Origin of the sequence: Chryseobacterium jejuense, assembly GCF_900100075.1 — a bacterium.
GTDB classification, from domain to species: domain Bacteria; phylum Bacteroidota; class Bacteroidia; order Flavobacteriales; family Weeksellaceae; genus Chryseobacterium; species Chryseobacterium jejuense.
Genome location: NZ_FNEG01000001.1, coordinates 1,025,075 through 1,048,936 on the forward strand (window position 1 = coordinate 1,025,075; position 23,862 = coordinate 1,048,936).

24 protein-coding genes are annotated in these 23,862 nt (G+C 35.3%); 11 read left to right on the forward strand and 13 right to left on the reverse strand.

Going from position 1 to position 23,862, the window contains the following annotated elements; translation table 11 throughout:
• Positions 1-41: 41 nt before the first annotated feature.
• Entirely contained in the window at positions 42-374 is a 333-nt protein-coding gene (locus BLS98_RS04610) for a DMT family transporter (protein ID WP_045496196.1), read from the reverse strand.
• Positions 375-960: 586 nt separating this feature from the next.
• Positions 961-1,524 (reverse strand): Crp/Fnr family transcriptional regulator, encoded by a 564-nt coding sequence (locus BLS98_RS04615; protein WP_089734017.1) that lies wholly within the window; start codon positions 1,522-1,524, stop codon positions 961-963.
• Positions 1,525-1,946: 422 nt separating this feature from the next.
• Here BLS98_RS04615 and era point away from each other — a divergent pair, with 422 nt between their 5' ends.
• The 3 genes from era to BLS98_RS04630 all read left to right on the forward strand — a co-directional run bounded on the left by era (position 1,947) and on the right by BLS98_RS04630 (position 5,871).
• Positions 1,947-2,822 carry a GTPase Era gene (gene era, locus BLS98_RS04620; protein WP_045496198.1) on the forward strand — a complete coding sequence of 292 codons (876 nt, stop codon included), beginning with the start codon at positions 1,947-1,949 and terminating at the stop codon, positions 2,820-2,822.
• Positions 2,823-2,889: 67 nt separating this feature from the next.
• Positions 2,890-3,318: a DoxX family protein gene (locus BLS98_RS04625; RefSeq protein ID WP_089734019.1), complete on the forward strand. Its 429-nt coding sequence runs from the start codon at positions 2,890-2,892 to the stop codon at positions 3,316-3,318.
• A 150-nt stretch (positions 3,319-3,468) separates the two neighbouring features.
• The gene (locus BLS98_RS04630; protein ID WP_089734021.1) at positions 3,469-5,871 is read left to right on the forward strand and encodes an alpha/beta hydrolase family protein; all 2,403 of its coding nucleotides are present in this window, start codon (positions 3,469-3,471) and stop codon (positions 5,869-5,871) included.
• A 147-nt stretch (positions 5,872-6,018) separates the two neighbouring features.
• Here BLS98_RS04630 and BLS98_RS04635 read toward each other — a convergent pair whose 3' ends face one another.
• A complete protein-coding gene (locus BLS98_RS04635) occupies positions 6,019-6,708 on the reverse strand; it encodes an HAD family hydrolase (protein WP_089734023.1) in 690 nt (229 codons plus the stop codon).
• Positions 6,709-6,783: 75 nt separating this feature from the next.
• Between BLS98_RS04635 and BLS98_RS04640 the strand changes: the two genes are divergently transcribed.
• The 3 genes from BLS98_RS04640 to BLS98_RS04650 all read left to right on the forward strand — a co-directional run bounded on the left by BLS98_RS04640 (position 6,784) and on the right by BLS98_RS04650 (position 8,750).
• Entirely contained in the window at positions 6,784-7,344 is a 561-nt protein-coding gene (locus tag BLS98_RS04640; protein ID WP_089734454.1) for a Crp/Fnr family transcriptional regulator, read from the forward strand.
• A gap of 339 nt (positions 7,345-7,683) precedes the next feature.
• Positions 7,684-8,187: a GNAT family N-acetyltransferase gene (locus BLS98_RS04645; RefSeq protein ID WP_089734025.1), complete on the forward strand. Its 504-nt coding sequence runs from the start codon at positions 7,684-7,686 to the stop codon at positions 8,185-8,187.
• Positions 8,188-8,204: 17 nt separating this feature from the next.
• Positions 8,205-8,750, forward strand: a complete 546-nt coding sequence (locus tag BLS98_RS04650; protein WP_089734027.1) for a hypothetical protein — start codon at positions 8,205-8,207, stop codon at positions 8,748-8,750.
• Between the two features lie 75 nt (positions 8,751-8,825).
• Here the strand turns inward: BLS98_RS04650 and BLS98_RS04655 are convergent, their stop codons facing one another.
• The 8 genes from BLS98_RS04655 to BLS98_RS04690 form a co-directional block, all read right to left on the reverse strand.
• Entirely contained in the window at positions 8,826-10,187 is a 1,362-nt protein-coding gene (locus BLS98_RS04655; protein WP_089734029.1) for an MATE family efflux transporter, read from the reverse strand.
• A gap of 100 nt (positions 10,188-10,287) precedes the next feature.
• The gene (locus BLS98_RS04660; RefSeq protein ID WP_089734031.1) at positions 10,288-11,472 is read right to left on the reverse strand and encodes a sigma-54-dependent transcriptional regulator; all 1,185 of its coding nucleotides are present in this window, start codon (positions 11,470-11,472) and stop codon (positions 10,288-10,290) included.
• Positions 11,473-11,527: 55 nt separating this feature from the next.
• The gene (locus BLS98_RS04665; RefSeq protein WP_089734033.1) at positions 11,528-12,187 is read right to left on the reverse strand and encodes a YggS family pyridoxal phosphate-dependent enzyme; all 660 of its coding nucleotides are present in this window, start codon (positions 12,185-12,187) and stop codon (positions 11,528-11,530) included.
• 75 nt (positions 12,188-12,262) lie between these two features.
• Entirely contained in the window at positions 12,263-13,123 is an 861-nt protein-coding gene (locus BLS98_RS04670) for a polysaccharide deacetylase family protein (RefSeq protein ID WP_089734035.1), read from the reverse strand.
• A 421-nt stretch (positions 13,124-13,544) separates the two neighbouring features.
• A complete protein-coding gene (locus BLS98_RS04675; protein ID WP_089734037.1) occupies positions 13,545-16,409 on the reverse strand; it encodes a heavy metal translocating P-type ATPase in 2,865 nt (954 codons plus the stop codon).
• A 275-nt stretch (positions 16,410-16,684) separates the two neighbouring features.
• Positions 16,685-17,245 (reverse strand): helix-turn-helix domain-containing protein, encoded by a 561-nt coding sequence (locus BLS98_RS04680; RefSeq protein ID WP_089734039.1) that lies wholly within the window; start codon positions 17,243-17,245, stop codon positions 16,685-16,687.
• A complete protein-coding gene (locus BLS98_RS04685; protein ID WP_045496211.1) occupies positions 17,242-17,637 on the reverse strand; it encodes an acyl-CoA thioesterase in 396 nt (131 codons plus the stop codon). The genes BLS98_RS04680 and BLS98_RS04685 overlap by 4 nt, the downstream gene beginning before the upstream one ends.
• A gap of 96 nt (positions 17,638-17,733) precedes the next feature.
• A complete protein-coding gene (locus BLS98_RS04690; protein ID WP_228425133.1) occupies positions 17,734-18,150 on the reverse strand; it encodes a DUF6157 family protein in 417 nt (138 codons plus the stop codon).
• A gap of 409 nt (positions 18,151-18,559) precedes the next feature.
• Between BLS98_RS04690 and BLS98_RS04695 the strand changes: the two genes are divergently transcribed.
• Positions 18,560-18,925, forward strand: coding sequence for an RNA recognition motif domain-containing protein (locus BLS98_RS04695; RefSeq protein WP_045496213.1), 366 nt, complete (start codon positions 18,560-18,562; stop codon positions 18,923-18,925).
• A 30-nt stretch (positions 18,926-18,955) separates the two neighbouring features.
• On the opposite strand, the gene BLS98_RS04700 is transcribed toward BLS98_RS04695, so the two are convergent.
• On the reverse strand, positions 18,956-19,444 hold the full coding sequence (locus BLS98_RS04700) for a BlaI/MecI/CopY family transcriptional regulator (protein WP_089734458.1): 489 nt from the start codon (positions 19,442-19,444) through the stop codon (positions 18,956-18,958).
• Positions 19,445-19,452: 8 nt separating this feature from the next.
• A complete protein-coding gene (locus BLS98_RS04705; protein ID WP_089734041.1) occupies positions 19,453-20,055 on the reverse strand; it encodes a phosphatase PAP2 family protein in 603 nt (200 codons plus the stop codon).
• A 256-nt stretch (positions 20,056-20,311) separates the two neighbouring features.
• On the opposite strand from BLS98_RS04705, the gene BLS98_RS23550 reads away from it, so the two are divergent.
• The 4 genes from BLS98_RS23550 (at position 20,312) to BLS98_RS04720 (ending at position 23,759) form a co-directional block, all read left to right on the forward strand.
• Entirely contained in the window at positions 20,312-20,608 is a 297-nt protein-coding gene (locus BLS98_RS23550; protein ID WP_228425135.1) for a hypothetical protein, read from the forward strand.
• 6 nt (positions 20,609-20,614) lie between these two features.
• Entirely contained in the window at positions 20,615-20,743 is a 129-nt protein-coding gene (locus BLS98_RS23655; protein ID WP_262487346.1) for a hypothetical protein, read from the forward strand.
• Between the two features lie 317 nt (positions 20,744-21,060).
• Positions 21,061-22,062 (forward strand): pyruvate dehydrogenase (acetyl-transferring) E1 component subunit alpha, encoded by a 1,002-nt coding sequence (gene pdhA / locus BLS98_RS04715; RefSeq protein WP_089734043.1) that lies wholly within the window; start codon positions 21,061-21,063, stop codon positions 22,060-22,062.
• Between the two features lie 98 nt (positions 22,063-22,160).
• Positions 22,161-23,759: a pyruvate dehydrogenase complex dihydrolipoamide acetyltransferase gene (locus BLS98_RS04720; RefSeq protein WP_089734045.1), complete on the forward strand. Its 1,599-nt coding sequence runs from the start codon at positions 22,161-22,163 to the stop codon at positions 23,757-23,759.
• Positions 23,760-23,862 lie beyond the last annotated feature (103 nt).

The following is a 23,862-nucleotide window of genomic DNA, read 5'->3' on the forward strand; positions in this document are numbered from 1 at the left end:
CGGTTTTCATTTTAAAGTATTGATAGATGTTTATGCAATTGTTAGTGTGATGAAGACACTGCTTTTAGTCCTACAACAGAACCAATAAGAGTTACAATAAAGAAAACTCTCCAAAAGCTTACAGGATCTTTAAAGAAGATAATTCCCATTAAAGCTGTTCCTACGGCTCCAATTCCTGTCCATACCGCATATGCTGTTCCAATAGGCAGCGTCTGAGTAGCTTTGATCAGAAGAAGCATACTGATCGTCATGGTTATCAGGAAACCTGTATACCACAAATACATCTCAGTTCCTGATGTTTCTTTTGCCTTTCCTAAACATGATGCGAAGGCAACCTCAAATAATCCTGCGATAACTAATATGATCCAATTCATTGTTAAATTTTTCTACTGCAAATTTCTGCATTTGAAAGGAGAAAAAATTTTACAATTGTTAAAAAATGATATTTTGGTAAGGAAGCTGGAGGCTGGAAGAGGGAAGCTGCGGTAGTCCGAACCGGATTTTCTGTTATTTTTATCAATGAATATAAAGCTGTTATCTATTTACTTTTCTTTCAATAAATAATCATCAATACTAATATGATATACCCTGTAGTATCAATAGGAGCGGACTAAAGTCCGCTTTCAAAATAAATGTTTATTCCATTGGCTTTAGCCAAAACTTAAAAAATCTTTTATGGATGTTGATGTTTAGTCGTTAAGCAGAATAGTACTTCCATCCTCCATCCTCCATCTTCCAGCTCCCATCCGTAGTTGTCTCTTTTTTAATAATAAGCAGCATTGATATTACAGACCCTATAATATCAATAGAAGCGGACTTTAGTCCGCTTTTAAAATAAATGTTTATTCTATTGGCTTTAGCCAAAACTTAAAAAATCTTTTATAGATGCTGAAGTTTAGTCGTTAAGCAGAATAGTACTTCCATCCTCCATCTTCTAGCTCCCATCCATAAAACACAATATTATTTAATCTCCGCCCGTATCCTGCTCAAACTCACCTGCGTAATGCCAAGGTAGGAGGCAATATGGCCAAGCTGAACTCTTTTAAGCAGATCAGGTTGATATTGAATAATATCCTTGTATCGCTCCAGAGAAGTTTTGAATTGTCTTGAAATAATCAGTTCTTCAGATTTTATCATCTCTGCTTCCGCAAGCTTTCTTCCCCAATTGGCAATATGAATATCCTCATTAAAGAGTCTTCTTAAATTCTCAGTTTCCAAAATGTACAGATCACAGTCTTCAAGCAGCTCTATGCTTTCATAGCCGGGTTTGCTTTCCACATAGCTCTTCATAGAAAGAACGCACTGGCCCTCACTTCCGAACCAAAATGTAATATCATTGTCCGAAGTAGAAGAATAGGCACGGGCAATTCCTTTACGGATAAAATAAATAAAAGGAATAACCTTGTCTGCTTCCATCAGACAATACCCTTTGGGGTGTGAAACTTCAGTGATATATGCTTTTAAGCTATTTTTGGAGGCTTCCGGAAGGATATAAATCTGGTCAAGAATCTGGTCTATATTCATAAAAGATGAATTCTAATATTCAAAAATATCAGTTTTAGGCAATGCAATACAAAATTATTTTGTGGTTTTTTGTGATAAAGGAATACAAAGAGCTGCCAATGGATGTGTAACTCCATTAAAGGAGGGTCATGTTAAATTTCGATATTTTCTTGCAAACCCATGAAAATGTATGGTTTTCAAAACGTAAGTGTTCTTTCTTGCAGTATCATTGTAAACTTTCTAAAGTGAACTTAGGTGTTAAAAGCTTTTGTGACTTTGTGGTTAAAATAGATAAGTTTAAAAGACGAGTGCTAGAATCTCTTCAAAAATCTTTTGAAATGTACTCCAAAGACAAATAACTCGCTTTTTTTCTTTTAAATATTGAGATTAACCGTAAAGACCAATTTTGTTTTAGTAACTTTGCAGTTCGTAATATTATTTTTATGCACAAAGCTGGATTTGTAAACATAGTTGGAAAGCCCAATGCCGGAAAATCAACACTTCTTAACCAATTAATGGGAGAGAAGCTGGCGATTGTAACGCAGAAAGCCCAGACAACCCGTCACAGAATTTTTGGTATTTATAATGAAGAGGACCTTCAGATCGTGTTTTCCGATACTCCAGGAGTATTGGATCCTAAATACGGATTGCAGGAAAAGATGATGGATTTTGTAAAGGATTCCCTTCAGGATGCCGATGTATTTCTGTTTATTGTTGATGTAACAGACAAAGCCGAACCTTCAGAGTTCTTAATTGATAAATTAAATAAAATCCCTGTTCCTGTACTTTTATTATTAAACAAAGTAGATCAGACAGATCAGGCAGGTCTTGAAACATTGGTAGAAACTTGGCATAATAGGATTCCAAAAGCGGAAATCCTTCCCATTTCTGCCTTGAATGCCTTTAATACGGAAGTTATTTTACCTAAATTAAAATCTTTATTGCCTGAAAGCCCACCTTATTACGATAAGGATCAGTATACAGATAAACCTGAAAGATTTTTCGTGAATGAGGCTATTCGTGAAAAAATCCTTTTGAACTATGATAAAGAAATTCCATATTCTGTAGAGGTTGTGACTGAACAGTTCAAAGAAAAGGAAGGAATTATTTTCATTGATTCTATTATTTATGTAGAAAGAGATACCCAAAAAGGAATCATTATCGGACATAAAGGAGAAGCAATCAAAAAGGTAGGTACAGAAGCAAGATTAGACCTTGAGAAGTTTTTTTCCAAGAAAATTCACTTAAATTTATTTGTGAAAGTGAAAAAAGACTGGAGAAAGAATGACAGAGACCTTAAAAATTTCGGTTACAGATAGACTAAAAATGCTGTAAAGCCCGTTGTATTAAAAGATTTTTATTACCTTAGTCTAAATTTTTTAGTAAATGAACTATAATAATTCAAATTCGAGCTCTATACCAAAAGATATTATTTTATTAGCAGTGAGAGTATTTGTGGGTTTTGCAATGCTTTCTCACGGATACCCTAAGCTCCAAATGTTATTGGCAGGCGGTAAAATTGAATTTTTTGATTTTCTGGGAATGGGGCCACAGATTACCCTTATTCTTACAGTACTTGCTGAATTTGTATGTTCAATTCTGCTAATATTAGGACTTTTCACAAGGGTTTCCTTGGGTTTTCTGATCTTTACAATGGTTATTGCAGGATTTGTAGTTCATGGCGCTGATCCTTTTGAAAAAAGAGAAATGAGCCTTATTTATCTTTCAGTATATCTTCTTCTGATGATTATCGGAGCCGGAAAGGTTTCTGTAGATCATATGATTGAGAGAAGAAAACGAGCTTCAGACTGGTAAAAACTTTACAATATAATAAGACAAGAGCACCTTTGGGTGCTCTTTTTTATTGGAGTTATTTTTAAGAATGTCTTTGTTATTAGGGATTTCAGATGGAATTTTACACTTATTTATCTCAAAAATCACTACATTCGTAGAAAATGAATCTATATGAAGATAAAACTGACAATCTGCCTTCTGGCATTTCTCAATTTTTATGATGCACAGGAGAATATTACTTATCAAAAACCTTCTGCCGAAATCCTGAAACTGGCAGATTATGAAAGACCACCGGCTGTTTTAATGAACAACAAAAAAGATTGGGTGGTTTTTACTTACCGTTCAACATATAAAACACTGGATGATCTTAACCAGCAGGAAATGAAACTGGGTGGTTTAAGAATCAACCCGGTTACGAATATTGCAAGTACTACGACGTATTTCAACAACCTTAAAATAAGAAAGTTCAGCGATAAAAATGAAGTTCAGGTGAAGAACCTGCCTACAGGAGCTAAAATTGCTTACGTACAGTTTTCACCGGATGAAAAGAAGCTGACTTTTACCAATACAACCAATAAAGGAGTAGAGCTGTGGATGGTAGATCTGGAATCTGCTACTGCCAAAAAGATTACCGGCGACATCCTGAATGCCAATTTAGGAACTCCATATCTTTGGTATAATGATTCTCAAAGCTTATTAATCCGAACGCTGCCTCAAAACAGACCTGCTTTAATTGACTCAGGAAAAGATCTTCCGACAGGGCCCATTGTTTCCACAGCAGATGGGAAAGTTTCTCAGAACAGAACCTATCAGGATCTTTTGAAGAACCCACAGGATGAGAAGAACTTTGAAACATTGGTAACTTCAGAGGTATTCAATGTAGATCTGAACGGAAACCTTAAAAAGGTAATGAATCAGGATATGTACACAGGATTAAGTTTTTCTCCTGATGGAAATTACCTGTTATCTTCAGTCATTAAAAAGCCATTCTCTTATATTGTTCCTTTGAGTAGATTCCCTATGGCTACAACCGTATATGATACGAAAGGAAATACGGTAAAAGTGGTGAATGAAATTCCTCTTAATGAAATTATGCCAAAAGGTTTTTCATCGGTAAGAACAGGAAAGAGAGAGATGTCATGGAGAAGCGATGTTCCGGCAACGTTAGTCTTTACAGAAGCTCTTGACGGTGGAGATCAATACAAAACGGCAGAATACAGAGATGAAATCTTCACCTGGGAAGCTCCGTTTACTGCAGCTCCTAAATCATTTTTTAAAATCAAACAGAGATTTGAGGATGTAGACTGGACGAATGATCATTATGCATTAGTTTCAGAAGAATGGTATGATACAAGAAATACCAAAACATTCCTGGTTGATCTTAATAATGGTAACTCAAAAGTTATTGATGATAGAAACTCTCAGGATGTTTACAGTGACCCGGGTGAATTCAATACAGTGAAAAACCAATATGGCAGATCTGTTGTTGATTTAAAAGGTGGTAAAGCTTACCTGATAGGAGATGGGTTTACAAAAGATGGACAGCATCCGTTTATTGATGAGATGGATATTCAGTCTTTAAAGAAGAAAAGAATATATACTTCTAATCTTAAAGGAGCGAAAGAAAGCATTGTAGATATTTTAAATCCTTCAAAGGGAGAGATTTTAACAACGCAGGAATCATCAAGCCAATATCCCAACTTCTACAAAAAGAATATTAAATCCAATAAAGCTGAAGCAGTAACTCATTTTGCAAATCCTTTTGAAAGTATTAAAGATGTTCACAAAGAAGTCATTACTTACAAAAGAAATGATGGGGTTACTTTAACCGGAACTCTGTATCTGCCTGCAAATTATGACAGAAAAGCTAAAAAAGAAAAATTACCTTTATTAATCTGGGCTTACCCGAGAGAATATAAAGATAAGAATACTGCAGGACAGAGTACACAAAACGATAATGACTTTACTTTTCCTTATTACGGATCTTTCGTATACTGGGTAACTAAAGGATACGCTGTTTTAGATAATGCAGCATTCCCAATCATCGGAGAAGGAAAAACAGAGCCAAATGATACCTTTATTACTCAATTGGTAGCGGATGCTGATGCAGCTATTAATGCAGTAGACCAGTTAGGATATATCGATAAAAAGAAAGTAGCTGTTGGGGGGCACTCTTATGGAGCGTTTATGACGGCTAACTTATTGACGCATTCCAACCTTTTTGCTTGTGGTATTGCTAGAAGTGGTGCTTACAACAGAACGTTGACGCCATTTGGTTTCCAGAGTGAGCAAAGAAACTATTGGGATGTTCCGGAGATCTATAATACCATGTCTCCGTTTATGAATGCAGACAAAATGAAAACACCATTGCTTCTGATCCACGGTGATGCAGATAATAATCCGGGAACTTTCACTCTGCAGACGGAAAGATATTTCCAGGCACTGAAAAACCTTGGGGCACCGGTAAGAATGGTTCTTCTTCCAAAAGAATCCCACGGATATCAGGCGAAAGAGAATATATTCCACGTTTTATGGGAGCAAGATCAGTTCCTAGAAAAATGTCTGAAAAAATAATAGAAAAATGCTGTCTCAGAAATGGGACAGCATTTTTATTTTTATGGAATGATATGCAAAGCTCTAAGTTATTGTAAAAGAATAAGGAAATCTAACTTTAAATGAAGCTTTTACTTACTATTTTAGGAGCTTAATCAATCTCAATGATTAAAGAAATGATAAGATCTCATTAATAGCTTTCAATTCCATAAAGTTTTCATGCTCCAGGTTCACCTCATGCTGTTCATGGCTCCATGTAATATGATAAGGAATATGAGCAGCTGATCCACCAATTTCCAATACAGGCAAAATATCCGATTTAATGGAGTTTCCAAGCATCAGGAAATTTTCCGGTTGGCAGTCAAGATGCTTTAGCAGTTTTTTGTAATCATTTTCCTTTTTATCACTCATAATTTCGATATGGTGGAAATAATCCTGTAATCCAGAATTTTTCAGTTTACGTTCCTGATCCAGTAAATCTCCTTTTGTAGCTACTACAAGCCTGTATTTTCCTTTTAAACTTTCAAGTGTTTCTGTAACTCCATCTAAAAGCTCAATCGGTTTCTGAAGGAGTTCCTGACCCAGTTCAATAGCTTTATTAACCAATTGTAAGGAGGCTGTATTATTTGAAACTCGCCCAATAGTTTCAATCATACAAAGCATAAATCCTTTTACTCCATATCCGTATAAATGGAGGTTTTTCATTTCTGTTTTAAAAAGCTCCTGAGATACGGAATGGTGAGGAAGATAATCTTCAAGCAATGCACAGAATTCTTTTTCTGCTTCTTGGAAGTAAGGTTCGTTAATCCAAAGAGTATCATCTGCGTCAAAAGCTATAGTTGTGATGTGATTATTCATTTTAGTTTTGTAAATTTCTGCTTCAAATTTCTATATAAAAAACAAATCAGCAAAGGACAATTGTCCCAGAGACCTATGTTACGAACAAATCAGTCATTTTTAAGCCATCTTGAAAAGCTTTATAGCCAACGAACCGGAGAAAATATTATTCTGGAATCATTTTCTAAAGGACAGAAATTATTGATTCAGGATCAATCCGTTCCTAAAGTCATGCTGATTAAAGATGGAATTACGAAATGTTACTTTGAGGAAGAAAATGGAAAAGAATATATCGTTGAATTTTTAGGAAGCGGTGAAATCCTCGGTGAAGTAGAATTGATTAAAAACATTCCTTGCCTGTGCGGTATTGAAGCATTAACGGATGTTGTGACTTACACCATAAGTCTACCATATTTTAATGAATTGATTCAAAAAGATCTTGTCTTAAATAACTTACTACTGAATTCCTTTGCAGAAAGAATTATTAATACGTCAAGTAGAGCTTCATACCAGCAGCTTTATACGGTAGAACATACGCTTACTCAATTGCTTAAAATGCAATCTAAACAGAATATTCAGATATCCAAAGAAGATATGGCTGCATATCTCGGAATTACAGTAAGAAGCTTAAATAGAATCCTGAAGGATCTTAAATAAAAGTTGTTGGAAAAAGTAAAGGCGCATTTTTCATTACTATATTCTATGTGTCTATGTGGTAAAAATAAAATTTCTATTAACCACATAGGCACATAGATTTTACACATTAATAGATTATTCGTGCATTCGTGGCCATAATATATGCAGTATTCAATTTTATTGAAGATAAAATCTTTGCGTCTTAAAAATTTCCAATATCAAATTTTATTACACCTTTGAGAGTTTTTCAAGGGGTGTTTGTGTGTTTTTTTTACTTTGAAATTGAATTTTCGGTAAAAATTGATAGGGTGTTTTTAAAATTTATTATTTTTGCACCGTAAATATTAAATATAATAACCCATGGAAAATATACAATTCAGAAATGCCGAATTAGCCGATTTAAATAAAATTGTAGCCATTTACAATTCAACCATCGCCTCAAGAATGGTGACAGCAGATGTAGAAGAAGTTTCCGTGGAAAGTAAAGTACAATGGTTTAATGAGCATAATCCTGAGACCAGACCCCTTTGGATAGTAGAAGATGGTGGTGGACAGATTGTAGGATGGGTAAGCTTCAGTTCATTCCATGAAAGATCTGCTTACAGTGGAACCGTGGAGGTGAGTATTTATCTGGATGAAAGCTGCAGAGGAAAAGGGTATGGCAAAACAATTCTTCAGTATTGTATTGACAATGCGGGGAAATTTGGAGTGAATAACCTGGTTGCGCTTATTTTCCTTCACAATGAACCAAGTTTAAAGCTGTTCAGACATTTTGGATTTGAAGATTGGGGAACACTTCCTGATGTAGCTGTTTTGGATGGCATTGAACGAAGTCTGAAGATTTTAGGGAGAAGAATTAGATAAATTTTTAATTATTTACCATGAATAGAATATTTGCAGCTTTATTAGTATTGTTTCTTTTTATTAAAGGGAAGGGACAAACAGAAAATATTAATAGTGGGAAATACCATCCTGCAAAAGAGCATTTTGAAACCAAATATATAAAACAAGAATATTCAAAGTATCCAAAATATCAGATTACAATAGAAAAGGATAAAGTTATTATAAATGTGATTAATAGCATTGAATTTCCTGAAAATCTAGATAATAGATTTAAACTGCTTATTGGAAGTGGATTATTAAATCCAATGATTATCAATGGAAGCCCAATTATAAAGATTTTGGCAATGGATGAATTGCCTTTACTGAATGTAAACCCCCAAACCAAAAGATTTAAATTCTGGGTATTCCGCACCAATGAGTTTCTGAAAAGTGAAATTTCAAAGGCTCTATTAATAAATAGTGCTAATCCTGATGAGTATTATTTTGAACTTTATAATGAAAACGCTGATAAAAATACAAGTTTTAATGATTTTATTGAAGGTGCAAAGCTAACCTACCTTGGCTATGGTGGAATTATAATATAAAATATTCATAATCACAATAATCTGTGAGAAAAATAAAAGACTGCTTCAGTAGAAGCAGCCTTTTTTATTTAAATATTATGCATTCTGCTTAATTCGTTTGGCAGACATATTCAGGAATCGTTTAACAAGGAATACGGCAGAAACCGTTAATCCTAGTCCAAGAGCGATCCACATTCCGAAAGCTCCCATTTCCAATGTTACACAGAAGAAATATCCTAAAGGAATGGTAATCACCCAATAGGCGATGAAAGTATAAATAGACGGGATTTTCACATCCTGTAAACCTCTTAACATTCCCAAGGCTGTTACCTGAATTCCATCAGAAAGCTGGAATAAAGCGGCGATAATCATCAATTTTGAAGCTAATGTTATTACTTCCACTTCTTCTTTTTTCGTGAAGAAGGTAGGTAAGATGTTTTTTCCCAGAATAAATACCAATCCGCAGATGCACATAAAGACAAATGCAATCTTTAAGTTATTGATCCCAACTTTTCTCAATTCAACAAAGTTTTGCTCTCCTAATTTTCTTCCGATCATTACTGTAGAAGCCACACTAAATCCAACGCAAAGGTTGAAGGTAAATGAAGCCATACTTAATGCGATCTGGTGAGAAGCAATATCATGAGCAGAAATTAATCCGCAGATGAATGCTGCACCAGCAAAAGCAGTCACTTCGAAGAACATCTGTAAAGCTGTAGGTAGTCCTAATCTTACCATTTTATCAAACATAGCTTTAGAAAAGTCCTGTACTTTCAAAGAGAAATCTTTGATATAACGTCTCGTTCTCTCTTCCTTCAGCAATACAAAATAAAGGAAAACTACCATGAAGATTCTGGAGATTAAGGTTGCCAAAGCAGAACCTTGTACTCCCATTGGAGGAATTCCCCAAAGCCCTTTGATAAACACGTAGTTTAGAGCAATATTGATGATGTTAGCAATAATAGTCGCCTTGGTAACCCCAATGGTATAGGATAAACCTTCTGAAACCTCACGAAGCGTCTGGAAGGCCATGATAGGAATCATACTGACCACCATAATACTTAAAAAGCCTATTGTATCAGGAATGATCTTGTCTGGCTGCCCGGAATGATAGAGTAGAGGCATTACTGCAAACAATACCAGCATAAGAATAACACCCACAGCCATATTGATCACAAAACCATGACTGAAAACAGAATTAATAGTAGCGTGATCCTCTTTTGAGTGTGCTTCAGAAACCAATGGCGGTATGGCAAATGAAAAACCAAGAGCCAATACGAATATGGAGAAGAACACAGCATTTCCTAATGAAACAGAGGCTAATGCATCTGCTCCTAATAGCTTCCCGACAATAATATTGTCAAATAAATTCACTGAAACTTGCCCTACCTGAGTAAGCATTACAGGCAGAGCCAAAGTCAGGCATTCTTTTGTGTAGTTTTTGTTTAAAAATTTCATAATATTTTAAGATTCATATCGTTTATCATTCATATAGTCCAAAAAAAAAATTTGCAGTAGTTGTACTGCAAATTTTTATAATATTGTAATAATAGTTGTATTATTTCCTTACAAAACTTGCAACGTCACTTTCAGAAACAGTATTTCCACCAAGAATAATCAATCTTTCCACAACATTCCTTAGCTCTCTGATATTTCCAGTCCATGAAAGCGCTTTTAAAGCATCAATAGCTTTATCATCAAACTTTTTCATAGCAGTACCATGCTCATCAGCAATCATACCGGAGAAATGTTCAACCAATAATTTGATATCATCTTTTCTGTCATCCAATGGCGGAACATAAATTTCAATTACAGAAAGTCTGTGGTAAAGGTCTTCTCTGAATTTCCCTTCCTCAATTTCTTTCTGCATATTTTTGTTGGTTGCTGCAATTACTCTTACATCAACTTTTATTTCTTTATCACTTCCTACAGGAGATACTTTGCTTTCCTGAAGAGCTCTCAATACCTTAGCCTGAGCGATAAGGCTCATATCTCCAATCTCGTCAAGGAAAATAGTTCCTCCGTTAGCTTGCTCGAATTTTCCCTGCTTATCTTTAATTGCACCGGTAAAAGAACCCTTTACGTGTCCGAAAAGCTCAGATTCAATAAGCTCAGATGGGATAGCGGCACAGTTTACTTCTATCATTGGTCCTCTAGCACGCTCACTTTGGTTGTGAATAGCATGAGCTACCAATTCTTTTCCGGCACCGTTTGGTCCTGTGATTAGAACTCTGGCGTCAGAAACAGCAACCTTTTCGATCATATCCTGAATCTTCTGCAAGGCAGGAGAGGTTCCGATCATCTGGTACTTCTTGTTTACTTTTCTCTTTAACGTTTTATTTTCAGTCTGAAGATTTTTGTTTTCTTTCTTCAGCGTTTCTTTAACCAAAGCATTTTTTACGCTGGTAATAAGCCTGTTGATATCAATGGGCTTGGAAATAAAGTCGTATGCACCCTCTTTTAAGCATGAAACGGCAGAATCAATGTCTGCGTGACCTGAAATCATGATAAAAGTAGTTTCAGGTTTTAATAACAGACTTTGCTTCAAAAGCTCGGTTCCTGAAAGTTTAGGCATCTTGATATCAGAGATCACCAACGCGAAATCTTCTTTTTCTACCTGTTTGTAACCTTCAAGGCCGTCTTCGGCGATAACAAATTCATAATCTGTGAGTTCGTCAGAAAGAATACTGTGAAGTACTCCTGAGATTGCTTTTTCGTCTTCTACTATAAGGATTTTTTGCATAGTCGCAAATTTAGATTTTTTGTTTCAATTATTAGCAAAAACCATACCTAAAATTCTATTGGGAATAGTCTCTTCTTCCGAAAATTGCAGATCCAACCCGCACAGAGTTAGCGCCACATTCAATCGCAATAGGGAAATCGTCACTCATTCCCATCGATAAGGTTTTTAAAGGTTTTAGTTGATTTAATTCATCAAAAAGCGCCTTTAAGGTTAAAAATTCTTTTCTGATCTGTGGCTCATTGTCTGTAAAAGTTGCCATTCCCATCAATCCGGTAATTTCAACATGTGGAAAACTTCCATCAATATAGTGTTGGAAAATAGCTTTCGCTTCTGAAATTTCAAGCCCGAATTTACTTTCTTCTGCGGCAATTTTCACCTGCAGCAAGACTTTAATAGATTTGTTGTTCTTAGCAGCTTCTTTGTTGATTTCAGCCAATAGTTTTTCAGAATCTACACTTTGGATTGTATCTATGAATGAAGCGATATACTTTACTTTATTCGTCTGCAGGTGCCCAATCAGATGCCATTGAATATCCTGAGGAAGGAGAGGAGCCTTTTCCATAAGTTCCTGAACCTTATTTTCTCCAAAGACTCTTTGTCCAAGATCATAAACCTCCTGAATAGCAGAAACCGGATGCGTTTTTGAAACGGCAACCAGTTGTGCATCCAAAGTAAGCTGATGTTGTATCGCTTTATAATTTTCTTTAATACTCATACATGCAAATTTCTGAAATTTAAACTAAGGTTCAAAGTTTAAACGTATAGAAAAAACAGTTTTTAAATCCTTACACTAGTTCAATACCTCATTAATTTTTGGATACTGAGAAATTTTTCTGAAAACAAACTTGTTGCTTTTTTGTAATTTTTCAATAAACAGATCCAATTCATTAATGGAATCAGTATCTCTAAGATATTGGTCGTGAGTAAGGAAAACAAGGTGTCTTGACGTTTTTTCAAGATCATTAAGGAAGATACTGTCTACTTTTTTAAGCATGGCTTCATGGCTTCCTTTCAAGGTCATTTTGTGGCTAGGTCTCCATTCAAGATCCCAACCAATCACTTTATAACCCGCTCTTTTAAGACCATCCGCCGCTGCAGTAGAACTTTTGATATCAGTTACATTAATATTGTTAAGTCTCCAGATATTTCTTCCCGGTGTTCTTGCTATTTTATCATGAAGTTTCAGACTGTCTTTGGCAATATCAAAATCGCGTACAACAGCATCTGCAGTTTTATAAAAATCAGAATATTTATTGTGAGCATGTGTGAAACTATGGTTAGCTAATTCAATCAGAGGATTTTCTTTCAGAAGCTTAAAATCTTTTTTTTGCTTTGTGCTTCCATAAGCGTGCCTTCCTACTAAAAAAGCAGTGGCACAAACATTTCTTTTGTCAAGGATCTTTAAAAGGTTTTCTGTTCCCTGGTTGGGGCCATCATCAAAGGTAAGGTAGATGACTCTTTTATCCGGATCTACACTTTCATTGTCCATTTTGGGGGCAGTTTCTGCGGTAGGATGTTCCTGTGAACTTGCGGTGTCGTTCACTTCATTTTTAAAATTACAGCTGTGTAATACTACTGAAGTTGCACTCATCAATGCAAACATCCCGAGAAAAGCCTTATTTGTTGACTTTCCCGCAAAAATTTTTCTCATAAAGATAATGGAATTTTTATTTGTTAAAAATCGTTAAAAATAACGATTGAATGTTAACAAATTATATGCCACGTTTTTCCATATTTTTTCTTTTTAAGGTTATTTTAAGAACTTTATTTTAAAGCCTTTTTATATTAAAGTACTGATTGTTAAGTTATGATTTTGTTTTCCTTACATCTTAACATTTATAAATGCTAAAACGATAGGTGTTTTCTATATTTATTGAAATAACAATATTCTTCAATTGATGGGGAATTAATTTTTAATTAGTAAAATTTTAATACATATTGATTCGAAAACAAAGAATATATACATGATTTCATGTAAAAGAGTGAAAAGAAATCGCGTTGCTCAAATGTATTTAATGATAAAAAGCCTTTTCATACTTAAATGAAAAGGCTTTGATGCATATCTTAAAATATTACTTTATATCCAGATCCACCGAGTTTAACCTCAATGAATTCAGAATTACCGATAGAGAGCTTACGCTCATTGCTGCCGCTGCAATCATTGGCGATAACAGAATTCCAAAGAACGGATACAATAATCCTGCTGCAACCGGAATTCCCAAAACATTATATATAAAAGCAAAGAATAAGTTTTCTTTGATGTTTTTAAGAAGTTTTTCGCTTAATAATTTTGCTTTCGCAACTCCTAAAATATCTCCTTTTAATAAGGTGATTTCAGCACTTTCAATGGCAACATCAGTACCTGTTCCCATTGCGATTCCTATATCGGATTGGGCAAGGGCAGGAGAGTCATTAATTCCGTCTCCAGTCATCGCTACAATTTTACCTTGTTGTTGTAATTTTTTTACTTCATTCAGTTTATCTTCAGGAAGACAATTGGCTTTAAAGTGTTTGATTCCTAATTCTTCAGCAACAGCTTTTGCAGTGTGTTCGTTGTCTCCGGTCATCATAATGACGTCAACACCTTCGCTCATTAATCGCTCTACCGCTTTTTTAGAACTTGCTTTAATTTTATCCGTGAAGCTGATAAATCCTAACACATTCTGATCCTGTGCCACATAAGAAATCGTGTGAGCTTTTGATTGTACTTCTATGGCTTTCTGTTTTAATGCATTGGGAATTTGTATCTGATGAGAGGTTAACAGACTTTCATTTCCAAGATAAGCTATTTTTCCATTGATGTTTCCTTTTACTCCTTTTCCAGAAACGTTTTCAAACTGTTCTACTTTTTCAGCAGCTAGATTTTCATCCTTTGCTCTCTTAATAACGGCATTGGAAAGTGGGTGCTCAGAGTTTTGATTCAGAGAAAAAGCAAGCTTTAAAATTTGTTTTTTATCTTCATTGTTTACAATTTCAATATACTCAACTGAAGGTTTTCCTTCTGTTAAAGTTCCTGTTTTATCAGTAATCAGAACATTTACTTTGTTCATTTGTTCCAATGCTTCTGCATTTTTGATAAGGATTCCGTTTTTAGCTCCTTTTCCAATTCCTACCATTAAAGACATTGGAGTTGCCAAACCTAAAGCACAAGGACATGCTACAATTAAAACGGCTACCGCATTCACGAAAGCAAATAAACTTCTTTTCCCTTCCGGACCAAATAACTGCCACGAAACAAAAGTAAGAGCAGCAATAAGGATAACAACTGGTACGAATACTTTTGATACCTTGTCTGTTAGTTTTTGAATAGGTGCTCTGCTTCGGCTGGCCTCATTTACCATTTTAATGATCTGCGAAAGTAAGGTTTCATCACCAACTTTTTCAGCCTTCATGATGAATACCTGATTTCCGTTAATTGTTCCTGAAGAAACTTTATCATCAACCGTTTTTTCAACCGGAATGGGTTCTCCGGTAATCATACTTTCATCTACAATAGAGTTTCCTTCTATGATTTTTCCGTCAACCGGAATTTTTTCACCTGGTTTTACTTTTAATAAATCCCCGATTTTCACCTGAGAAAGCAATACCTTTTTTTCCTCACCATTCACCATAAGGTTGGCTTCATCCGGAGAAAGGTTCATCAGTTCTTTGATGGCATTTCCTGTTTTTTTATGAGCAGCAGCTTCCATGAGTTGGCCCAGAATAACAAGAGTAAGAATAACACATACTGCCTCAAAGTATAATGGAATTTCATGATTATGCCCACGAATTTCATGGGGAATGATATCAGGGAAAGCTATGGCTACAATACTGAAAATAAATGCGGCAGCCACACCCAAGGCAATTAAGCTAAACATATTAAGATTCCATGTTTTAAATGAAACCCAGCCTCTTTTTAACAGGAACCATCCGGAATAAAACATAACCGGAAGCGTTAATGCAAGTTCAATAAACCCTTGAATCTGATGTGAGAACGGAAAATTGATAAACATGCCGCCCATGGAAAGAATGAAAACAGGAACAGTAAATGCCAGTGAAATCAGGAATTTTCTTTTCAGGATGTTATAGGTTTCGTCTTCCTCATCGTCTCCGCTGTCGGGCATTCTTACCAGATCCATTCCACAGATAGAGCAGCTTCCCGGTTCATCACTAATGATTTCGGGATGCATAGGGCAAGTGTATTTCGCCGTTTTCTTTTCCGGATATTTTACGAGATCCATTCCACAAACCGGGCACCCTACGTTGGAATCATAAGTTTTATCTCCTTCACAATACATCGGACAATAATACTTTCCTGCCATTTCATCAGTAACTTTAGGTGCTTCATGATGATGGCTATGATTGTGGTGGTGATTATGAGCGTGCGAATGCGAGTGATGATGTGAAACCGATTCCTGAGCCATATCTTCAGAGATTTCTTCCAAATGCATGTGACATACAGGGCAGTCGCCTTTTTCATTATATACTTTATCTCCTTCACAGAACATTGGACAATAGTATTTTCCAACACTGTCTTTAAAGTTTTCAGGAAGGTTGGTTGCTGAATAAGTAGGTTTATGGTTAGGGTCTTTTGCCAGCTTTTCTTCAATAGGAACTAAATACATATTACAAACCGGACATCTTTCGCCCTGTTTGAAATATACTTTATCGCCTTCGCATTCCATTGGACAGTAATATACTGATGAGGGGGATACACGATCCTGAGGTTTTACAAATGCCTTCTCAGGCTTTTTGGGGTCTTCCAGTCTATATTTTCCTATTTCTGCCAGAGAATCATTTAAAACCGAAAGAGCAACCGCGTGGTCAGAAGTGATGGTGGCGGTGTTGTTTTCCAGATTTACATCGGCTGTAACTCCGTTAATGCTGTTCAGTTGGTTGGATATTTTTTTCTGGCAACCTGAACAGGTCATTCCGAGTATGTTATACTGTTGTTCCATGAGTCTTAAATTTATAGTACAAATTTCCAAAATGAAAATCTAAGGTTGTTATAAATTTAAGGATAATAGTTATAGAATTTAGATTTGAGAGTGGGAGAGTGCTAGAGTGCTAGGGTTTGAGAGTATTAGAGTATTAGAGTATTAGAGTATTAGAGTATTAGAGTATTAGAGTGGCGGTGAGATTGATTATTTCCTGTAATATCAAACTCTATTACACTCAAACACCCAAACCCTCAAACTCTCCGACTCTCAAACTCAAATACTCTCCAACTCAATTAAAGGTTATCAAGGGGTTTCCTGTGATGATCTTTTAATTTCTTAAACTCAGTAGGGGTAAATCCGGTAACATTGCGGAATTGGGTAGAAAGATGCTGAACACTTTTATAGCCCAATTTTCCTGCAATTTCCGTAAGATTGAATTCATTATATAATAAGAGTTCCTTTACTTTTTCAATCTTTTGAAGAATGAAAAACTGTTCCAAAGTAATATTCTCATTCTGTGAAAATGTTTTGGAAAGTGAACTGTAATCTTTATGAAGTCTTGAACTTAAAAATTCAGAAAGGAGAAAATCCTCATCAATATCAAGTTCGCTGATTTTTACAATAACAAGATTTTTAATTTTCTCAATAAGCTGGTGGGAAGAGTCCATGATTCTTTCAAAACCAGTTGCAAGCAGGGTTTCTTCAATAGATTGCATAATGGCTGCGGAAACTTCCGATTCTGTTTCTACTTCTCCCAGGATAATGGAACTGGTTTTTATATCTGCATTATTAAAGATGGTTTCTACTGCGGCAATGCATCTGTTGCAGACCATATTTTTGATGAAGATCTTCATGCTCCGCTGTTTAATCTGTCTTTTACAAACTCAATCTGTGTTTTACCATGTGGAGCTGGATTTCCTTCGTTATCCAGATTAACCATAACAATTTTATCTACAGTAATAATCGTTTGATGGGTCATTTTATTACGAACATCACATTTTAAAGTAATAGAGGATGAACCAAAGTGAGTGGCTTCAATACCAATTTCTATAATGTCTCCTTGTTTTGCGGAGCTTACAAAATTGATCTCTGAAATAAATTTAGTAACTACTTTGGTGTTTTCAAGCTGAATAATGGCATATAATGCTGCTTCTTCATCTATCCATTGTAAAAGTCTTCCTCCGAATAGAGAGTGATTAGGATTTAAATCTTCGGGTTTTACCCATTTTCTTGTATGGTAGTTCATGTTCTTAATAATTTACAGTACAAATTTAGTGTTAAAAGCTGGCTTTTTCAAAAGAATAGTATTTATTGATCTTAAGAAGATTATTCATTTTCTCAATCATTTTCTTTTGGAACGCATTGCTTTTGTCTTTGCAATATTGGGATCGTTTAACAACTTTTGATATTCTTCACTTTCTATTGGGTATAGGGCTACTTTTCCTTCCTTATTATGATGAAACCCGAATCCGTATCTTTTGGCTAGGGGAGAAGATCGAAGGCATGCTTGACCTTTGGAGAAAAACCTTTCTCTTTCTTCTGGTTTTTCATTTTCTGAAATATCATTCTTAAAGGCATAGCAATCAAAAATAATGTCATCGGAAGAATATTGGTAAGGATTCTTGCTGATCTTTTCATGTTGAAGATGGGCTAGCGTCTTTTCTTTCTTTTCAGGAGGAATCTGTGCCTTGGCAACAGGACAGTCTTCTGCGACTTCTATAAAAGTATTGATGTAATTGGTGGTGTGCAGTTTCATCATAAATCCGATTAAAGGCTATATATATGATATAAAAAGGTGTTATAAATATACTATTATTCTCTATATTTTACGAGTAGCAACCATTTGGCTATTGATAGTTGTAAGTTTTGACGAACAATTGTTTCTTTTTTACAATTATTTTGAGGGAAAATTTATTATGTTAACTAACTTTAACTTTTTAATAACTTTTGACATTAAACCACTCATAATCAATCTGTTAATAGTGTTTTTTGATAGAATATGGAATTTAAATTCAAACTAATGTGAGAAAGAGATAAAAAAAAGCTTTGATTTGACATTTTTAATTGTATCTTGCATACGTTTATATTTGGAATCAATATTTGTTCATTAATTTATGTTGTTTTTCTTTTATATACCAAATTTTTATTAATTTTTTAATTTATTCAAAATGAACATTTTTGTTTCAAACATCAATTACGCAACTAAAGAGTATGAGTTGCACGATCTATTTGCAGAATTTGGTGATGTATCATCAGCTAAAATCGTAACAGACAGAGAAACTGGCCGTTCAAGAGGTTTTGGTTTCATCGAAATGGGTGATGAAGAAGGACAGCAGGCTATTGAAGCTCTTAATCAAAAAGAATTCAACGGAAAAACATTAAACGTATCTGAAGCTAAGCCAAGAGAAGAGAAGCCAAGAAGAAGCTTCGATAACAATAGAGGCGGAGGTTACGGTGGTAACAACCGTGGAAATGGTGGCGGTGGCTACGGCGGTGGAAATCGTGGTGGTAACGGCGGTGGAAATCGTTGGTAAAAAATATAAAGCGGCTTTAAGCCGCTTTTTTTATGGTTTCTTTTTCTTCTTCTTTTTGTCTTTTTCCTTTTCCTTGCTGATTTTTACCTTTTTCTCTTTCTTCGGATTTAATATCTCTTCAGCAACCTCAAACTTCGGTTCTTCTACTTTTGCAGGTTTGATTTCAATTTTAAGATCAAAATAACCTTTAAGATCATCTTGAGTAAGCAGTTTTTCACTGAATAAAAACTCAAGGATCTCCTTTCCTGAATCATTAAAGAAATTATGCGTAAGTTCTTTTAACAGAAACTTTCTGTATTCTTCAAACGGAACAATTACCGTATACTTAAAGATTCTCCCTTCTTTTACGGTAGATAAATAGCCCTTTTCAACCAATATTTTCAAATATGTGGAAACCGTATTTTGGTGTGGTTTAGGTTCCGGATGCTGCTCCATAACGTCCTTCAGATAGAAAGATTCCATTTTCCAAAACAGCTTCATAAAGTTTTCTTCTGCGGCAGTAAGATGATTGATTTTCATATATTCTTCTAATGTTGAAATTGTATATTGCAATAAAGATAAATAAAAGATATCATAAAAGCTATTCCAGCTCCCATAAATACTTCTTTTACCGTATGCCTTTTTAAAATAATTCTGGTAAGTCCTACCAGGCTGGCGATCCCAAGCCATACAAGACCCATTTTCCAGTCTAAGGTGAAAAATAATGCAGCTACAAATATATTAAATGCAGTATGCATAGAACTTTTAATGAAAAAATTGCTGATTTGAAGAGCAAAAAGCAGGATTAAAATAAAAAGCATGACCAGATCAATATATCCGTTTTTGACATAATTGAAAATAAGATAAATAACAACACAGGCTGCAATAAATACATAAAGTGTTTTTCTCTGAACCCGGTTGGAGACATCCATATTGGTGTATCTTCCTGTTTTTACATTCCATACCAGCCAGATAACGACTGGTGCAATAATCATTAATAATACAGGTAGAAAATAAAGAAGAGCTTCCTTAAAAGTGTACTCCCTGAGACTCATATACACAAAAAAAATAACCAGAGAAACCAGTGGATTGAAGAAATCTGAGATAACCTTTGATATTTTGTGGAGAAGCGAATACTTTTTTTCTTCCATATGTAAGTTTAAAAGTCAAATATAAGATTATAAGGCCAAAAAACAAATGAAGATCGAATGATGATGTCTTTTTTGAGATAATGATAATGCAGGTAAGTACTGACTGCCCTTACTATATGAAATATTTCTTTTGTTTTTATTGAAAATTATACGCATTATTTCCCGAAATATTTAATTTTAATTACTTCTATTTTTAAAGAGAAAAGGAGTTTTTTCGTTGGCTATTTTTGAAATATCAGATGAAATACATGATATAATGAAACAGTTATTTATAGTATTTCTATTTGTTCTGAGCTGTTTTGTTGTTGGGCAAATCAATTCTTCAAAAGATTTTTCGTCTTCACTAGCTCCTGTTCATCAGTTAAGAATCTATGAAATACCAAAAGAAAACAGAAAAGTGGTTTTAGATAGGTTCAGAGATCATGCCTTGAGGATGATGAAAAAGTATGGATTTATTATCGTGTCTATTTGGGAACCAAGACATGAAGGAAAAACAGAATTTGTCTATCTTCTTGAGTGGAAAAATGAAGAAGCTGTGAAAATAGCCTGGTAAGGTTTTATGGCTGATAAAGAATGGAAAGAGATTAAGGTTCAGACAGCAAAGCTCTATGGTGATTTTGTTAGTAATATTGAAGACAGAACCTTAAAACTTACCAATTTTTCACCCGAAAAGGAGCTGTTGAAATAACCAAAAGAGATGTTAACAATAATTAAAGAGGAAAGAAGAAGGGGAGTAAAATGGAATGTTTTTTTGATAATCTGTTTTATTGATTATCTTAGAAAGACTATACTGACAGGCTGATTTCTTAGATGTTATCATAAGAAAATAACAATAGGGAAGCCGTTTTATAAGCGTTTCTTTGGGTCGAAAATTAAGAATAATCCACTCCGCCTGCAAGTAGATTTTAGAGAAAAAACGAAAAGTTACTTATGCATACAATAAAAACAAAGTTTTTTTCATAATTTTGCTCAACTATTTCATCATAAAAAAGCAAGAGCTAACACATGAAAGAATTTTCTAAAGAGGTATACCTGAAGTGGTATGAAGATATGACAATGTGGAGAAGGTTTGAAGACAAATGCCGTTCTCTTTACCTAAAACAAAAGATCAGAGGATTTTTACATTTGTATAATGGCCAGGAAGCAATCCCTGCCGGATTTACACATGCAATGGATCTTACCAAAGACAGTATGATTACTGCTTACAGATGCCACATCCATCCAATGGCGATGGGAGTAGATCCTAAGAGAATCATGGCTGAACTTTGTGGTAAAGCTACAGGTACATCCGGAGGTATGGGTGGATCTATGCACATTTTCAGCAAAGAACACCGTTTCTACGGAGGTCATGGTATTGTTGGAGGACAAATTCCTTTGGGAGCAGGTATTGCTTTTGCAGATAAATATTTCGACAGAAAAGCTGTAAACATCTGTTTCTTTGGAGATGGTGCTGCAAGACAAGGTTCATTACATGAAACATTCAACATGGCGATGAACTGGAAACTTCCTGTAGTATTTGTGGTAGAAAACAACCAATATGCGATGGGAACTTCTGTAAAAAGAACAGCAAACCACGAAGATATCTATAAATTAGGATTAGGATACGAAATGCCTTGTCTTGCTGTAGATGCAATGGACCCTGTAAAAGTAGCTGAAGCTGCTTACGAAGCTATTGAAAGAGCAAGAAGAGGAGACGGACCAACATTCATTGAAGCAAGAACTTATCGTTACAGAGGACACTCTATGTCTGATGCTGAGCCTTACAGATCTAAAGAAGAAGTAGCAATTCACAAGAATGATGACCCAATTGAATTGGTAAAACACAGAATTCTTGAAAACGGATGGGCTACAGAAGCTGAATTAGAAGTTATGGATAACAAGTCGAGAGACTTTGTTGAAGAGTGTATCGAATTTATGGAGAACTCTCCATATCCGGACGCTGAAAAAGTTTATGAGTATGTATACGCTCAGCAAGATTATCCGTTCTTAGACAAATTAGAAAACTAAAAAATAAAAATTAATTTGAAATTTGAAGTTTGAAGTTTGAAGTTTCTGAAATCTCAAATCTCGAATCTCAAATCTCAAATCTCAAATCAATATAGATTATGGCAGAAGTAATTACGATGCCCCGCCTTTCCGACACTATGACGGAAGGTAAAGTGGCGAAATGGCATAAAAAAGTAGGAGATAAAGTAAAGGAAGGAGATATTTTAGCTGAAATTGAAACTGACAAAGCAGTTCAGGATTTCGAATCTGAAGTAGAAGGTACCCTTTTATACGTTGGTGTAGAAGAAGGTGCTGGAGCTGCTGTAGACTCTGTTTTAGCAATTATCGGTAATGAAGGAGAAGATATTTCAGGATTAACAGGTGGAGCTGCTGCTCCCGCTGCAGATGCTAAAGTGACAAAATCAGAAGAACAACCTAAGGCTGAAACTGTGGAAACTGCTTTAGCAGAAGTTCCGGCAGGAGTAGAAGTGATTACAATGCCAAGACTTTCTGATACAATGACAGAAGGTAAGGTTGCTAAATGGCACAAAAATGTAGGAGATACAGTAAAAGAAGGCGATCTTCTTGCTGAAATCGAAACAGATAAAGCGGTACAGGATTTCGAATCTGAATTCAATGGAGTATTATTGAAGCAAGGTGTAGAAGAAGGTGGTGCTGCTCCGGTTGATACTGTGTTAGCTATTATTGGCCCTGCAGGAACTGATGTTTCCTCAGTAGGAGCTCCTAAAGCTGCTGCTCCGGCATCAGAAAAACCAGCTGAACAAAAAGCAGAAGTTAAAACTGAAGAAAAAGCTGCTCCAGCTGCTAACACTTCATCTTCAGACAGAGTGGCAATTTCTCCGTTAGCTAAAAAAATGGCTCAGGATAAAGGAGTTGACATCAACGCTGTTCAAGGTTCAGGTGAAAACGGAAGAATCGTTAAAAAAGATATTGAAAACTATCAGCCGGCTGCAAAATCAGCTGCTTCAGCTCCGGCTGCAAGCGCTGCTGCTCAGGTTGCTGTAAACTTCGTTCAGGGAGAAGATACTGAGACTCCAAACTCACAGGTAAGAAACATTATCGCAAAACGTCTTTCTGAAAGTAAATTCTCTGCTCCTCACTACTATCTGATGGTTGAAATCAACATGGATAAAGCTATTGAAGCGAGAAAAGAGATCAACTCAATTCCGGATACGAAGATTTCATTCAATGATATGATCATTAAAGCAACTGCGATTGCTTTAAGAAAACATCCGCAAGTGAACTCAAGCTGGGCAGGTGATAAGATCATCCACAGAGGAAATATCAATGTTGGAGTGGCAGTAGCTATTCCTGACGGATTGGTAGTTCCGGTATTGAAAAATACAGATCAAATGTCTTACACTCAAATCTCTGCAGCTGTAAAAGATATGGCTTCAAGAGCGAAGAGCAAAGGTCTTAAGGCTAACGAAATGGAAGGATCTACATTCTCTATTTCTAACCTTGGAATGTTCGGTATTGAAACATTTACAAGTATCATCAACCAGCCAAACTCTGCAATCCTTTCAGTAGGAGCAATCATTGAGAAACCAATCGTTAAGAATGGTCAGATCGTAGTGGGTAACACAATGAAACTTTCATTAGCATGTGACCACAGAGTTGTAGATGGTGCTACAGGTGCTCAATTCTTACAAACTTTAAGAACCTATTTAGAAAATCCATTAACTTTGTTACTGTAATTTCTAAAAGATTTATACTAAAACCTCCCAATCGGGAGGTTTTTTGTTTTAATATCAATATTGTTGCTATAATCTGTTGTAAAATCGACAATATGTTACTATT